Annotated in this window: 11 protein-coding genes and 1 pseudogene; 9 read left to right on the forward strand and 3 right to left on the reverse strand. The window is 61.6% G+C overall.

All coding sequences use genetic code 11. The features are described from left to right. The first annotated feature begins 8 nt into the window (after positions 1–8). The 7 genes from A6V37_RS16480 to A6V37_RS16510 all read left to right on the forward strand — a co-directional run bounded on the left by A6V37_RS16480 (position 9) and on the right by A6V37_RS16510 (position 9,916). Positions 9–401, forward strand: a complete 393-nt coding sequence (locus tag A6V37_RS16480; RefSeq protein ID WP_064270221.1) for a VOC family protein — start codon at positions 9–11, stop codon at positions 399–401. 356 nt (positions 402–757) lie between these two features. Next, positions 758–1,774 (forward strand): cupin domain-containing protein, encoded by a 1,017-nt coding sequence (locus A6V37_RS16485; protein WP_064270243.1) that lies wholly within the window; start codon positions 758–760, stop codon positions 1,772–1,774. Between the two features lie 617 nt (positions 1,775–2,391). Continuing rightward, complete coding sequence (locus A6V37_RS16490; RefSeq protein ID WP_064270220.1) at positions 2,392–2,931, forward strand: carboxymuconolactone decarboxylase family protein; 540 nt, start codon at positions 2,392–2,394, stop codon at positions 2,929–2,931. Between the two features lie 111 nt (positions 2,932–3,042). Further along, entirely contained in the window at positions 3,043–6,237 is a 3,195-nt protein-coding gene (locus tag A6V37_RS16495) for an efflux RND transporter permease subunit (RefSeq protein WP_064270219.1), read from the forward strand. Continuing rightward, positions 6,230–7,390 (forward strand): efflux RND transporter periplasmic adaptor subunit, encoded by a 1,161-nt coding sequence (locus A6V37_RS16500; protein WP_064270218.1) that lies wholly within the window; start codon positions 6,230–6,232, stop codon positions 7,388–7,390. Before A6V37_RS16495 ends, A6V37_RS16500 begins: the two co-directional genes overlap by 8 nt. Then, positions 7,387–8,820 carry an efflux transporter outer membrane subunit gene (locus A6V37_RS16505; RefSeq protein WP_064286139.1) on the forward strand — a complete coding sequence of 478 codons (1,434 nt, stop codon included), beginning with the start codon at positions 7,387–7,389 and terminating at the stop codon, positions 8,818–8,820. The genes A6V37_RS16500 and A6V37_RS16505 overlap by 4 nt, the downstream gene beginning before the upstream one ends. Positions 8,821–8,872: 52 nt before the next feature. Continuing rightward, positions 8,873–9,916: a LysR family transcriptional regulator gene (locus A6V37_RS16510; RefSeq protein WP_064270216.1), complete on the forward strand. Its 1,044-nt coding sequence runs from the start codon at positions 8,873–8,875 to the stop codon at positions 9,914–9,916. Positions 9,917–9,959: 43 nt separating this feature from the next. On the opposite strand, the gene A6V37_RS16515 is transcribed toward A6V37_RS16510, so the two are convergent. After that, the gene (locus tag A6V37_RS16515) at positions 9,960–10,676 is read right to left on the reverse strand and encodes a GNAT family N-acetyltransferase (protein ID WP_064270215.1); all 717 of its coding nucleotides are present in this window, start codon (positions 10,674–10,676) and stop codon (positions 9,960–9,962) included. A 98-nt stretch (positions 10,677–10,774) separates the two neighbouring features. Here A6V37_RS16515 and A6V37_RS16520 point away from each other — a divergent pair, with 98 nt between their 5' ends. After that, the gene (locus A6V37_RS16520) at positions 10,775–11,737 is read left to right on the forward strand and encodes a GlxA family transcriptional regulator (RefSeq protein WP_064270214.1); all 963 of its coding nucleotides are present in this window, start codon (positions 10,775–10,777) and stop codon (positions 11,735–11,737) included. A 525-nt stretch (positions 11,738–12,262) separates the two neighbouring features. Next, positions 12,263–12,856: a nuclear transport factor 2 family protein gene (locus A6V37_RS16525; RefSeq protein WP_341272026.1), complete on the forward strand. Its 594-nt coding sequence runs from the start codon at positions 12,263–12,265 to the stop codon at positions 12,854–12,856. 242 nt (positions 12,857–13,098) lie between these two features. On the opposite strand, the gene A6V37_RS16530 is transcribed toward A6V37_RS16525, so the two are convergent. Both A6V37_RS16530 and A6V37_RS16535 read right to left on the reverse strand, forming a co-directional pair. Then, positions 13,099–14,193, reverse strand: coding sequence for a branched-chain amino acid aminotransferase (locus A6V37_RS16530; RefSeq protein ID WP_064270213.1), 1,095 nt, complete (start codon positions 14,191–14,193; stop codon positions 13,099–13,101). Between the two features lie 219 nt (positions 14,194–14,412). Next, positions 14,413–15,582: pseudogene (locus A6V37_RS16535) on the reverse strand (2-isopropylmalate synthase); the annotation flags it as partial. Positions 15,583–15,863 lie beyond the last annotated feature (281 nt).

Here is a 15,863-nt window from a genome sequence, read left to right on the forward strand (position 1 = left end):
TGGAAGCAATGTTTAGTCACGTAGTGGTCGGTACCAACGACCTGAAAAAAGCAAAGCACTTTTACGATGCTGTGCTGGGCGCGCTCGGCTATGGTGAGGGCCTCAGCGACGATAACGATGCGCGCAGGCGCTATGTCTATCGCACCGACACCGGGCTTTTTATCGTCACCCAGCCGATCAATGGTCAGCGTGCTAGCCCTGCCAATGGTGGAACGATTGGCTTTGCCTGCCAGTCGACCGAGCAGGTCGATCGGTGGCATGCCGCAGGGGTCGCTAACGGTGGAGCTTCGGCTGAAGCGCCGCCCGGCATGCGTGAGGCCGCGTCAGAGAGCCTCTATCTCGCCTATCTGCGCGATCCGGACGGTAACAAGATCGGTGCCTTGTGTCGCGCGCCGGCCTGAAGCGAACGACGGCGCCAAAGGCGCTCTCGACCGACGGCGACCATAGCGGCACTCAGGCGCCGCCGCAAGAACTCTACAATGCGAATAGCCGGGGCCGCTGACATTGACACCTGGCTGTCGTATATACGGCAGCGGCCTGGCGTTCTTTGTATTGCGATTAATGGCACGTCATATGCCTTGTGACACATCAGGCTCCAGCCACAGGGGATGCAGATGAAATCCATGGATCCACTGGCACCCCGCAAATCGAATGCTCGCAGACTATCTGTGCCTTGCGGTCTACTCCGCGAATCTGGCGCTCGGCAGGCGAACGGCGCTTAACGGTCGTATTGCCGCTATCAATGGGGTTGTCCGATATGGAATACCAGACTGACTGGCTCACCCGATTCATGGAACTCGTGACGGTCACCGGGAAACTGCAAACTCGGTGCGCGTTGGGAGCGCCGTGGGAAAAAAAATACACCCAGGCCGGACCTCAGGAAATACCGTACCACATCATATTGACCGGCACGGCCTTACTCGAGAATTCGGATGATGGGGCGACCTATGAATTACGGGCGGGTGACATCGTGTTGCTGCCGCACGGTTCGGCGCATGTGTTGCACGACGGCAGCGGTGCGGCACCGGTCCCGTCCAAGGAACGCGTTTCAGGTAGTTTCCTGGTTAGCGAAAATGGCGGCACTGGCGAGTCGCTGGATATGTTGTGCGGGCGATTTTTCGTTGCGCCGCCTCATGACCGGTTAATCCGAAGCTATCTACCGTCGGAACTCGTGGTACGCACCGAAGACTATGGCAGCGCTGCACAGAGCCTGCCGCAGGTCGAACGTCTGAGCCGGCTCGTCGCGCTGATGCGGGCCGAAGCGATGGACAATGCAGTGGGCAGCGGTGCGATCCTGAACGCGCTGTCGTCTGCGCTGTTCGCGTTGACGTTGCGGGCGGCCGGTGAGGCCGGTCACGCACGTACGGGGGTGCTGGCCCTCGCCGCCCACCCAAGGCTCGCGCCTGCGGCCGCTGTAATGTTCAGCGACCCAGCTCGAGCGTGGACGCTTCCGGAACTGGCCGGGCTATGCTGCATGTCGCGCGCCACGTTCATGCGGCATTTTCAGGCGAGTCTCGGCTGCTCCGCGATGGACCTGCTGACTGATATCCGGGTGAGCACCGCCGCGAACGCATTGCGAAAATCTACATCGTCCATCGAGACGGTTGCCGATCTGGTCGGGTATCAGTCGGTGTCTGCGTTTGGGCGCGTGTTTGCTCAGCGGATGGGTATGACGCCGGGCGACTGGCGGCAGCAGGCACTTAAGGGCGGTACCCCGCAGGTATCGGACGACGAGGCAGACGCGGCTGGTGAACGCGATCGCGGGGGCGAGTGAACGCGGGACCACTCGTCGTGCGCCTGCCACCAGGCGCACGCGACGCTCGCTAATCACGCAGGAGCCCCGGTTCGAAAGCTATGAGTGTGGCTCGTCGTCGGGCCTCACTTACCGCGCGTGAGACATATAACGGATTGTTCCGATGGGACGACTGCAGCCGACGCTTGGCGATCGCCAGGATCGCTAGCGAAAACAGGCTGAAGAACAGCGCCGTTTTACCGGCCACGCCCTTATCGGGCACACCGCGATGACGCAACAGTTTTCGCAGTGCGCCGTCCGCCATGTATCGCCCTGATCTTCTCGCGCCCCGAGGCGATGCGCCATTTCATCCCCCTGCCCGTCGTCTTGCCGCGCTTGTCTGCCCCAATGCAGCGCGCGTCGCTGGACAGCTTCCTTGCGGCCGTGAAGCTGGGCATGCGCCTTTACGGCAAAGGCAGCGCATCGGTAGCCGTGCCGATTACACCGTGAACCGTGAAGGGCGAATCGTCGGGAGACGGATGCCGGTTGCAGCCTGAGATTGATCCTTTCGAGCGAGCCTTTGATACATTCGCGACTCGGCGAACGCAACGCCTTAATTTAAAGTTTGGGATCCTATTCACACATCGAAGGAATCTCAAATGAGCCGTATCTCCATACCCGACGTCGCATCCGCCACTGGTGCTGTTGCAGAAGCCTACGCCGTGACCAGGAAAGTAACCGGTGGCGTTGTTCCGAACCTGTTTGCCGCGATCGGCGCCTTGTCCCCCGATGTCCTCAATTCGTATATGAACGCTGAAGCGGTCCTCGGTGCAGGCACGCTTGGCGGTAAGGATATCGAAACAACAAAGGTGGTCGTCAGCGAATTGAATGGCTGCGACTATTGTGTTGGCGCCCACGTCATGCTCGGGAAAATCGTGGGGCTTTCGCCGGAATCGCTCAAGCAGATCCGCGCAGGCAATCCCACGGGCGATGCAAAGCGTGATGCGCTTGTGCAATTCGTACGGCTCATTCAGCAGAGCAGCGGCACGATAACCGCGGAACAGTTTGCGGCAATCAAGGAGGCCGGTTACACCGATGCGCAACTGGTTGAAATTGCGCTTGCGATCGCACTGACAGTGTTTACCAATACCTTCAATCGTTTCAACGATACGACGCTGGACGTGCCGCGCGCGGATTGACGAAGAGAGCGACGCAACGAAGCTGAGTGCGTTCGACGGTTCGACCGTCAGGTCGTCCGTCAGCAACGAAACCTGGAAACAAGTGCATCTGCACCCAATTGGAGTGTCACTATGTGGATCGTCAGGATCGCACTCAGAAGACCTTATACCTTTATCGTCCTCGCGCTACTGCTCGGCATAATCGGGCCGCTCACCGTGCTGCGTACGCCGACGGATATCTTTCCCAATATCAACATTCCGGTCGTCAGCGTCATCTGGAACTATAGCGGCCTGCCACCGAACGAGATGGGCAACCGGATCACCGGCAACTTCGAGCGGTTCACGCTCATCACGGTCAACAATATCGAGCATATCGAATCGCAGTCGCTCTCGGGTGTTGCGGTTATCAAGTACTTTTTTCGTCCCGGCACGAACATCGATCTGCCGGTGAGTCAGTTGACGGCGGGTGCACAAACGTGGCTAAAGCAATTGCCGCCAGGCATCACGCCGCCGCTTATCGTCTCCTATAACGCCTCCAGCGTCCCCATCATCCAGCTGGCGCTTTCCAGTAAGACGATTCCGGAGCAGGGTCTCTTCGACCTCGCCAACAATTTCGTCAGAACTCAGCTCGTTGGCGTTGCGGGCGCATCCATTCCGTATCCGTACGGGGGGCGTGTACGTCAGGTGCAAGTCGATCTCGACCAGCAGCAGCTGCAGGCGCGCGGCGTTTCGGCCGACGACGTGGTCAACGCGATCAATGCGCAGAACCTGATCATTCCGGCGGGCACGCAAAAGGTAGGAGAGTTCGAGTACAACATCAAACTGAACGGCAGTCCGGTTGCTGTTCAGGACCTCAACGACCTGCCGATCAAAACGGTCAACGGCACGCTCGTCTACGTCCACGACGTGGCGCATGTGCGTGACGGCGCGGCACCGCAGACCAACATTGTCCGCGTCGATGGCCAACACGCGTCGCTGATGACGATCCAGAAGACAGGCACCGCCTCGACCCTCGATATCATCGGCCAGATCAAGGCGCTGCTGCCATCCGTGCGCAACGCGTCACCGTCCGCGCTCGACATTCAACCGATCGGCGATCAATCGGTATTCGTGAAGTCGGCCATCAGCGGCGTGGTCCGTGAAGGAGTGATAGCCGCCGCGTTGACCGCGCTCATGATCCTGCTCTTCCTTGGGAGCTGGCGCTCGACGCTCATCATCACCATTTCGATCCCGCTGTCGGTGCTCTGCTCGCTGATCGGGCTGTCGCTTCTCGGCGAGACGATCAACATCATGACGCTGGGGGGACTGGCGCTCGCCGTCGGCATTCTGGTCGACGATGCCACGGTCGCTATCGAAAGCATCAATGCCCATCTCGAGCGTGGCGCTGAAGTCGAGACGGCCATCCTCGCCGGCGCTCAGGAAATCGCCGTGCCGGCGCTGGTCGCTACGCTGTGTATATGCATAGTTTTTGCTCCGATGTTCTTCCTTTCCGGCGTCGCGCGCTTTCTCTTCGTGCCGCTGGCGGAGGCGATCGTCTTCGCCATGCTCGCGTCCTATGTGCTCTCCCGTACGCTGATCCCCACCCTCGCGAAGTACTGGCTGCGGATGCACGAGGGGCACGACGCGGAGCAAGACTCGCGCAATCCGTTCGTCAGACTGCAGGGTGCCTTCCAGCGTGGCTTCGAGGCACTGCGGCTGCGCTACCACCGGCTCCTGGTGCGCATGATTGCACGGCGTCGTTTCTTCATCCTGGTGTTTCTCGGCTGCATGCTGGCGTCTCTTGCGCTCATTCCGTGGCTCGGCAGCAACTTCTTTCCGTCGGTCGACAGCGGTCAGATCAAGCTACACCTGCGCGGCCACGCCGGGCTGCGGGTCGAGGAAACCGCGCGACTCACCGATGAGGTCGAGGCGACCGTTCGCAAGACCATTCCGGGGTCCGAAATATCTAGCGTCGTCGACAATATCGGCCTACCTGTGAGCGCCCTCAACCTCTCGTACAGCAACTCCGCGCCGACTACCGCTGCCGATGCAGACATTCTCATCACGCTGAAAGAGAAGCATCGTCCGACCTCGGAATATGTGCGTCAGTTGCGGGCATCGTTGCCGCAGGCGTATCCGGGCGTGAGCTTCGCTTTCCTGCCTGCCGACATCGTCAGCCAGATCCTGAACTTCGGCGCCCCGGCGCCTATCGATATCCAGGTCAGCGGATTCAACGTCGAGGCCAACGACGCGTTCGCGCAGCAACTGCTCTCGCAGGTGCGGCACGTGTCGGGCATTGCCGACGTGCGCATCCAACAGGACCTCGACTATCCGGAGTTCGACGTCAACGTCGACCGCAGCCGAGCGCAGGATGTGGGCCTGTCGCAGCGCGAGGTGGCCAACGACCTGCTGTTCACGCTGACTGGCAGCTTCCAGACCAACCCGACGTTCTGGCTCGATCCGAAAAACGGCGTCTCCTATCCGATCGTCACCCAGACGCCGCAGCCGCAGCTCGATTCCCTGGACGCGCTTCGCAACGTGCCGCTCACGGCCGCAGGCGGCCAGTCGAAAATCCTGGGGGCAGTGGGCACGATCACGCGCAGCGTGGGACCGGCTGTGGTCTCGCACTACAACGTGAAGCCGACGATCGACATCTACGCCGCCGTGCAGGACCGCGATCTCGGTGGGGTTGCGACCGACGTCAACAAGATCGTCGATGCGGCGAAAGCGAATCTGCCTCGCGGTTCGTCCATCGTGGTGCGCGGCCAGGTGCAAACGATGAAGACATCCTTCACGGGTCTCTACGGCGGTCTCGCTTTCGCGATCCTGCTCGTCTATCTGCTGATCGTCATCAATTTCCAGTCCTGGACCGACGCCTTCATCATCGTCACGGCGCTGCCCGCCGCGCTGGCCGGCATCGTCTGGATGTTGTTCCTGACCCGCACGCCGCTCTCCGTGCCGGCGCTCACCGGCGCACTCATGAGCGTCGGCGTCGCGACCGCAAACAGCATCCTGGTGGTGAGCTTCGCCCGCGATCGTCTGCTTGAGGTGGGCGGCGACGCGTCGAAGGCAGCGACGGACGCCGGCTTCGCCCGCTTTCGTCCCGTGCTGATGACGGCACTCGCGATGGTCATCGGCATGGTGCCGATGGCGCTGGGCCTCGGCGACGGCGGCGAACAGAACGCGCCGCTCGGCCGCGCCGTCATCGGCGGACTTGCCTTCGCCACCGTCGCCACGCTGCTCCTCGTGCCCGCCGTGTTCAGCCTGATCCACGGCGGTGAGAAGAAGGCGCCGGCAGCCGGCCCCACGCAACAACCAGTATTGGATAGGGAGTTTGAACATGAGTAAAAATCAAACGCAGGGCCGCAAGCTGCTGCCGCTGTGCGGCGCGTTCCTCGTGATCGGCACGATCGCCTGGGGCATCTGGTCGCGCGACAGTGCCGAGGCGGCGCTCGTCAAGGTAACCGACGACGAGGCGCTGCCGACCGTCTCCGTGATCACGGCCGCCGCCGGCCCCGCCGACGAAGCGCTCGTGCTGCCCGGCACGGTGCAGGCCGAATCCGAGACGCCGATCTACGCGCGCACCAGCGGCTATGTGAAGCGTTGGTACACCGACATCGGTGCGCACGTGAAAGCCGGGACGCTCCTGGCCGAGATCGACTCGCCCGAAGTCGATCAGCAGCTCCGCCAGGCCAAGGCTGACCTGGCAACGGCAAACGCGAACAACCTCATTGCGCAGCAAACGGCAAAACGCGTCCACGCGTTGCTGCCGACGCAATCGGTCTCAGCCGAGCAGGATGATCAGGCCACCAGCGATGCCACAGCCAAAGCCGCACTCGTGGCCGCCGCGGAGGCGAACGTCGAGCGCCTGACTCAACTGGTCGGGTTTGAGCGGGTCGCGGCGCCCTATGACGGCGTCGTCACGGCGCGCGAAACCGACGTCGGCAACCTCATCAATGCCGGCAGCGGCAGCGGGCCGGAACTCTTCCGCGTTGCCGACACCAGCAAGCTCAGGATCTATGTCCAGGTGCCGCAGAGCTACGCGGCGCTCGTGAAGCCCGGCGTCACGGCTACGCTGCAGTTCCCGGAATATCCGGGACGGACTTTCCCGGCGAGCTTCACGCGCTCCGCCGACGCAATCAATCCCGGAGCGCGGACCCTGCTCGTCGAGCTCGAAGCCGACAACGCGAGCGGTGAACTGTTTCCGGGCGGCTATACCGATGTCCACTTCAAGGTGCCGGTCGCGCAGCGCGGCGTGAACATTCCAGCCAACGCGCTGCTGTTTCGCGCCGAAGGTGTCCGCGTGGCGAGCCTCACTAGTAGTGGCCTCGTCACGCTGCATACGGTCACGCTAGGCCGCGACTTCGGTCCGACAGTCGAAGTCACGACTGGGGTTGCGCCGGGCGAGAAGATCATTCTCAACCCGCCTGCTTCGCTCGCTGACGGCGAGCGCGTGAGGCAGCAGAGCGATCGCAATCCGGCGCCGGGAGGCCGGTCATGAAGCGACTTCTGAAACGCAGCGTACCACTCGTCGCGTGCCTGCTCTGCGCCTGTGATTTCGCACCGATCTACGTGCCGCCCCCCATTGCAACGTCCACCGACTTCAAGGAGTCCGCGGACTGGACGCCGGCGACGCCAAGGGATTCGGTGCCACGCGGGCAATGGTGGCGGATCTTCCAGGACCCGACGCTCGACCGTCTGGAAGACCAGGTCAGCGCAGCGAACCAGAACCTGAAGGTTGCCGTCGCCCAGTACGACGAAGCACGCGCCGACGCAAGGACGGCGCAGGCCGATTATTACCCCTCGCTCAACGCGAGCGGGTCCGCATCGCACGAGGGCGTGTCGCGCGAGGTGGCGAATCCGTTGCCGAACCGATCCTTCAAGAACTACAGCCTCGGACTCGACTTCGATTACGAAATCGACGTCTGGGGCCGCGTACGCAACCAGGCCAAGGCCGGCTTGGACCGGGAACAGGCCAGTGCCGCCGATCTCGCAACGGTGGATCTGAGCCTCCATGCCGAGCTCGCCAACGACTACTTCATCCTGCGCGGCGACGATGCGGAACAGGACGTGGTCGACCGGACGGTCGAAAACTATCGCAAAGCGCTGGAACTTACGCAGGCAAGGTTCAAGATCGGGTACGCGGCCAAACCGGATGTCTCCGCCGCCGAGGCGCAATTCGAAAGCGCCACGACGCAGGCCACCGAAATCCGCCTGAAGCGCACGAACCTCGAACACGCCATCGCGATCCTCACGGGACGGCCGCCGGCGGGCTTCGCGTTACCTGAAAACAAGCTCGATGCAGCGCCGCCGGAAATCGCGCCGGTACTGCCGGCCGCTCTGCTCGAGCGGCGTCCCGATGTCGCGGCGGCGGAACGCCGGGTCGCGGCCGCCAATGCGGACATCGGCGTCGCCAAGGCCGCCTATTACCCGGCCTTCAATCTGAACGCGCTTCTCGGTGTCGAGGCTGCAATGCCGAACCACCTCTTCACGGCGCCTGCAGAAGCGTGGTCACTGGGCCCTTCGGCCGTCGTAAACCTCCTCGACGGCGGCAAGCGTCGCGCGCTCAATGACCGCGCTCGTGCCTCCTATGAGGAGGCGGCGGCGCAATACCGCCAGACCGTGCTCGATGCGTACGGCGAGGTCGAGGACAGTCTCGCGTCGCTGCGCCTCCTCGCTCGCGAGGCCACCAGCCAGCAGGCCGCCGTGACCGCCGCCGCGGATTCTACGGCACAGGCGACGCATCTCTATTCGGGTGGGCTGGCCAACTACTACAACGTCATCGAGGCGCAGAACATCGAGCTTGCCGCGCGACTGACGGAGGTCGACATCGAGACGCGCCGAATGGCCGCCGACGTCTCACTCGTCAAGGCGCTTGGCGGCGGCTGGCAGCGCAAGGACGGGCTGGCGCCCGCCACCGCTACCGACTAGGTTGCTTTGCTTCTTCGCCGAAACGATCCCTCTTTGAAGGCGGACGCCGAGTATGGATACCATCAGAAACATGAAAACCTTTGTCGCAGTGGTGGACACGGGCGGCTTTACGAAAGCGGCACATCAGCTGTCAACGACGCCGCCTGTGATATCGCGCTCGGTCACAGAGCTCGAAGGGCATCTGCGCACCCGGCTCCTGAACCGCACGACCCGTCGAGTTGCGCTAACCGAAGCTGGTCAACGGTATCTAGAGCGTTGCCGCGAGATTCTGGCATCCGTCGCCGCGGCCGAGGCGGAGGCTTCGGACGCCCACGCCATTCCGGCAGGGACAATCAGGATTCATGCGACGCCGAGCATCGGCCAGAACTACGTCATACCTGCGATTGCCGCCTATCAGGCGCGCTATCCGGAAGTCACCGTTGACCTGACGTTGTCGCAGCACGTGCCAGACCTTCTGGAGGAAGGCTACGACGTGGCAATCCGGTTGTCGCCCGATGCGCTGCCGGATTCGAACTTCATTTCTCATCATCTGGGGGCTATCCGCACGGTCCTGTGCGCCGCTCCGCACTATCTGGAGGTCCATGGCATGCCTCGCACCGTAAAGGATCTAGCGAGCCATGCGTGTCTGCAACTGGCGTTGCCCATGTTTGCGTCGGACCGATGGCTGCTCATGGGCCCGGACGGAGAACGCGAATTCCAGCTTCCCGCCAGCCGCTTCAAGGTGAATATGTCCGAGGCGATGGCGGCGGCATTGCACGAAGGCATGGGCATCGGAACCCTTCCGACGCTCGCCATCCGTTCCGCTTTGCGAGCGGGATCGCTGGTCAGGGTGCTGCCCGACTATCATCTGCAGGAGCTCAATGTTTACGCGCTTTACGCTTCCCGACAATATCTCGATGCAAAGATCAGGACGTGGATTCAGTTCGCCCGAAAATGGATCACCTACGCGATACGCGCGGACGAATTGGTCATTGCAGGTACGCCGGGACACGACGTTGAACCGGGTCTGCCGCGAACCACAGCAAGCGTGCGGGATGGCGGCCCGGCGGACTTCGCACGGCCCGTTTCCACCATGCCGGTCTTGAACGCCAGGTAACATGTGTTACGAGCGGCCGCCACTCGCCACCTCTACCTTCCGGCTATGTCGTCGCTCCCCCGAGCACCATGAGATGCATCTCACGCCGTTCGACAAAACCCAGCGTCCGATAGAGCGCGATAGCGGCGTGGTTCAGTTTGAACACGTGCAGAAAGGGTGTTTCGGCTCGCGCGCGGATAGCCGCAATCAGCAGCCTCATCAGGCCGGCCGCATGACCTTGCCCTCGAAAAGCGGCATCCACACAGACGGCACTGATTTCGGTATATCCGTCGAGCCTCATGCGCTCACCCGCCATTGCGGCCAGCTTGCCCTGTCTGCGCACGCCGAGATAGTCGCCGAGTTCGATGGTGCGTGGGCCAAACGGCCCAGGCTGCGTCGCAGTGGTCAGGGCGAGCATCTCCGGCACATCACGCTCGGCGAGCCTGACGTGCTCGAAGGCACTCGTTGGGTCGAGCTTGCCTTGCCAGATCATCTGCAGCAGCGTCGTATGCGTGATGACGGAGAACCCGGCCGGAGGCAGGACCTCGCCCGGGGTAACCAAAGCAACCGGACCGTGCGCCTCGATCAATCTACGCAAGGCTTCGAAGGATGCCGGACTGGCATCGGCCATGGCAGCAAAGCGCGCAATGGCGGTCGGAAACCGCAGTGCTCGATCGTCCCCGAATGCAAAGCGGCGCTGCTTGCTGGTGAGCGCGTTCCATACGACGTCGTCGAGCGGGTGCGCGATACCGGTATCGTTCCTTGCTGCAGCCTCAGACATTCATTGCTCCTCGATTGAAGGTTTTCTGTCTCGCAGAATAGACTTAAACCGGCCGGGGAAATAGCATCTCAAATGACATTATTCGAGGCGTTTACGCCATGCGTATCTTCGTTTTTCCCCTGGATGGCGTGTTCGATACGGGCATGGCCGTGGTACTCGACGCCATGAGGATCGCGAACGGGCTGGCAGCGGTTGCGCGTCCCGGCGAACCACGCCCGTTCGACGTCGAGTTGGTCGGCCTCCGAACCCGAATCAGGACGGCGCTCGGCATGAGCGTTCCTACGAAAAAGGCGCACAGCATGCCGCTGCCGGACTGGATCGTGGTGCCCGCGATCAGTGCCGGAACACCTGATACGTTGGTGCAATGTCTCGAACGTCCGGCCGTACGGGATGCCGGCACACAGTTGCGTCGTTGGCAAGGACAAGGTGCCCGAATCGCCGCCGCTTGCATAGGGACCTTCGTCCTCGCCGAATCGGGCCTGCTCGACGGGCAGGAGGCGACCACGACATGGTGGCTCAGCCCGCTATTCCGAAGCCGCTACCCTGAGGTTCGCCTCGACCAGGACCGCATGCTCGTCCCTTCGGGGCCGTTCGTGACCGCTGGCGCGGCGATGGGGCATCTGGATCTCGCTCTCTGGCTGATTCGGCAAGCGAGCCCGGAATTAGCCACGCTCGTGGCGCGGTACATGTTGGTCGACGGACGGGTATCCCAGGCGCCCTATATCATCCCCGATCACCTAGCACATAGTGATCCTCTCATCGAGCGATTCGAGCGATGGACACGCGCGAATCTGGCGAGGGGATTCTCGCTGCAAGGGGCTGCGCATGACCTCGCAACGAGCCCGAGGACACTGCAAAGGCGCGCCGAAGCCGTGCTCGGCAAATCCCCCTTGTCCTACTTTCAGGATCGGCGGGTCGAGCGTGCCAGACACCTTATCGAGACAAGCTCGATGGATCTGGATGCAATTGCCGCAGAAGTCGGCTATGCAGACGGCGCAACTCTGCGAACGCTGCTTCGCCGGAGACTGGGTCGAGGAGTGCGCGAGCTCCGATCAAACTGAGCGGGACGAACCCGAACGCGCATGGATGACTGTGATACCTCGGAAGCTGTCCTTCGTACCGCAACGGCTCGAACGGCGGCACAGGGTCGGGAGTACGCATCCAACTGCGGTGAAGCTGACGCTCGCATCTGCCGAAGTGCGAATGTCGGGATAGTAATCTACCGCCACCTGACCGACGCCGATACCTGAACGTCGACGATGGCCGATCGATGGGCAGATGCTCCCCTCTCCTCATGCTTCAATTCCTCATCGAGAAGCTTTTGCCGTGACAATGCGGCTTATCACGGCAACGGCGCCGTCTGGAATGGGCAACTGGGTCCCCGTTACCCAGGGGTTCGGCTCCATGTCTGTAACCACCTACCCGACAGCCCCATTAAGGGCATGACCGAGACAGAAAAATAATATTCGCGGCTAACCCGAGCCCCCGTGGGTTCAGCGGTCGAGGCCCTAACTGAAGGGCCGAAAACATCGGACTTAGCACCTACATCGAGCGATCGCGAAAGTTTCAGCCGCGCGGAAGCGTCGATGCACCGGCAAGATCCGTCTCGTCGTCGCCACCTGCAAATGCTAAAGTCCTTGCAGCCGCCGACTTTCAACGAAAAGAAGGGGACCGTCATGCCAAACAGAATCTCCCTGCTCCAGCGCGCGGCAGCCGCCGCTGCTTTCTTTGTGCTGATCGCGAGCCATGTGGCCCGAGCAGAAGATAGCGTCGCACCGGTTCATCCGGCCGTTCGCGATATTGCCCAGGAAGAGCGCAACCGCGCGTTAGTCGTGAACTTCTACGATGCGGTGTTCAACCGGCACGATCTCAGGACTGCTAGCACCGTGCTCGCACCGAATTACATTCAGCACAATCCGCATGTGCCCACCGGGTCCGCGCCGTTCATCAGCTTCTTTACCGAATACTTCAAGCATGCCCCCGATGCCCGTTCGGCCATCGTGCGCAGTGCGACCGACGGCGATCTCGTCTTTCTGCATGTTCACTCGACCAGCAACCCGCAAGACCGCGGCAACGCCATCGTGGATATCTTCCGCGTCGAGCACGGCAAGATCGCCGAGCACTGGGATGTGATTCAACCCGTGCCCGAGCAGTCGGCCAACGACAATACGATGTTCTAGTCGATCCGGCGAAACACGCTGTCTGCCGCGGGTCTTGCCTCGCGACAGACAGCGCGCCGCAGTTCAATCGCGGCTGCCGACCACGACCTGAAAGTGGACCTGCAGCCGGTGGCCCTCCATGGCTGATTTCAATATCGTGCCCTTCCTTGTCCCGACCGTCGCCCTCACGGGCAAAGTGCGCGACGCATGACGCGCACGCACCCGCTTCGAAGAGGACGAGCGCGACCCAGGCGCACTCAACCTTAGTCGATGCGATATACCCATTCGAGAGGATCGGCGAGCTTGCCGCGCTGGATTCCGGTCAGCTGCGTGCGGATGCGTTGTGTCACGGGCCCCTCTCCCCCGTTGCCGATCTGAAATTCGCCAGCGGCATGGCGAACCTCACCGACCGCAGTGACGACAGCAGCGGTCCCACAAGCGAACACCTCCTGGACACGGCCGCTCGCGGCGTCTGCACGCCATGCGTCGAAAGCATAAGGCGTTTCGTTGACTACGATGCCTTCACGCCTGGCAAGCTCGATGATCGAAGCCCTGGTGATGCCCGGCAGGATCGTGCCGGACAATGGCGGCGTCGCCAGAGAGCCATCGTCCATGACGAAGAAGAGATTCATCCCTCCCATCTCTTCGATCCATTTGTGCTCAGCGGCATCGAGAAAAACCACCTGGTCGCAACCTTTGGTTGCAGCCTCGGTCTGCGCGATCAGGCTGGCAGCATAGTTTCCGCCGCATTTGGCCGAACCCGTTCCACCCGGCGCCGCGCGAGTGTATCGGTCGGACACCCAGACAGTAACCGACGTCTTGCCTGCCTTGAAGTACGGACCTACGGGGCAGGCGATGACGCAGAACACGTACTCGTGTGACGCGCGCACACCGAGGAAGCTCTCGGAGGCAAACATGAACGGACGTAGATAAAGACTGCCATCGCCACCAGGCACCCAGTCCCGGTCCACCTTGACGAGAGATTCCACCGCCTCGACGAAGAGCGTTTCCGGGAGATCGGCCATGGAAAGACGCGCTGCCGAGGCACGAAACCGCTTGGCATTCTCGAAGGGGCGGAACAGCGAGATCGAGCCGTCTTCGCCGCGATACGCTTTCATGCCTTCAAAAATCTCCTGCGCATAGTGCAACACGGCGCAAGCGGGATCGATCTGAAACGGCCGGCGAGGCTCGACCTTCGCATCGTGCCAGCCAAGCGTGTTGGTCCAGCGGAGTGTTGCCATGTGATCGGTGAACACCCGACCGAACACGGGGTTTGAAATGCTCGCGACGATCTGATCGTGCGGAGTCGGAGTCGCGGTGGGGGACACGGCAAATTGTGTAGGCATATCAGTTTTCATACTTTCATTCGACCAATGACGGGACGGGTCTCACCAGACTCGCACGGCGACCCGTGAAAGATTGAAATGGGAGGAGAACGAACGCGGAGGTGTTCGTTTCCCTGGGGTTGGCGTTTTCGACGGCATGTCTTCTTCGGACCGCACCATTGCCATTGGCTTAGCCGGGAAATAGCGACTTACGCGAAGACATGCCGACGCCCTGCGTCAGAGCTGCAAACCGGTAGTATCCGCGACCTTGCCTTGCTGCGACAAAGCGACGAGTGCTTCGTCGGACACGGTTGCTTCCTGATCGGCGAGGGCCTTGAAGCGAACGAACGCTGCATTCAGTTCAGCTTCGCTGTCGATCTCGATTCCTAACTCCCGCAACCGCTGCTTGAATGCATTTCGACCAGACAGCTTGCCGAGCACGATCTTGTTCGAGCTCCAGCCTACGTCTTCCGCGCGCATGATTTCGTAGGTGTCGCGCGCTTTCAGCACGCCGTCCTGGTGGATGCCTGATGCATGGGCGAATGCATTGGCGCCGACTACCGCCTTGTTCGGTTGCACCGTAAACCCAGTGATCGCCGAAACCAGCCGCGAAGCTTCGACAATCTGAGTCGAGTCCACGCGCACATCAAGGCCGAAGACATCCCGTCGCGTCTTGACTGCCATCACGACTTCCTCGAGCGCCGTATTGCCCGCTCGCTCGCCAAGGCCGTTGATAGTACATTCGATCTGTCTGGCCCCGCCCGACTTGACGGCCGCCAGTGAGTTGGCCACGGCCAGGCCGAGATCATCGTGACAGTGGACCGAAAAGACTGCCCGATCAGAATTGGGAATGCGTTCACGAAGTTCGCGGATCAAGGCAGCGTAGCCATCCGGAACGGCATAGCCGACCGTATCAGGGACGTTGATGGTAGTCGCACCTTCGTCGATCACGCCTTCTATCACGCGACAGAGAAAGTCGAGGTCGGAACGGCTCCCGTCTTCCGGCGAGAACTCCACGTCATCGGTATAACCGCGCGCAAGACGCACTGCGCGCCGCGCCTGGTCATAGACCTGATCAGGCGACATGCGCAGTTTCTTCTCCATGTGCAGCGCGGATGTAGCGATGAAAGTATGAATGCGGGAACGGCTGGCCGGTTTCAGCGCCTCGGCGGCTCGCGAAATGTCACGCTCGTTCGCCCGCGCCAGAGAACAGACAATGCTGTCCTTCACCTCGCTGGCGATTGCTCGAATAGCCTGGAAGTCTCCTTCGGAGCTCGCTGCGAAGCCTGCTTCGATCACATCGACGCGCATGCGCTCGAGTTGCCGGGCGATGCGCAGTTTTTCTTCTTTGGTCATCGACGCACCGGGCGATTGTTCTCCGTCGCGCAAGGTGGTGTCGAAAATGATGAGTCGGTCTGACATGCCAGTCTCCTGTGGGGAACGGCAACTGAGTTGATCAGGGAATGGGGGGTAACCCTTCCTGCCTGTCGTGACGCTGGATCACAGCGCCTGACCGCGCGATTATAGCTAACGATCCCGCGGGCAAATCCAGGGTCAACCCGCGTCCGAGGAAGTAAAATCTATGGTCGCCCCCGTTTTTGCAACACTGATTTTTGATGGCGTAGTTGGTTTGCTCAAATCTATCCGGCGTCGTTATGGGGATATGTCCCCGCGCCATGATGAGAGTCGCGCCCAACGATCCT

This window comes from Paraburkholderia ginsengiterrae, from assembly GCF_001645125.1.
Lineage (GTDB): Bacteria > Pseudomonadota > Gammaproteobacteria > Burkholderiales > Burkholderiaceae > Paraburkholderia > Paraburkholderia ginsengiterrae.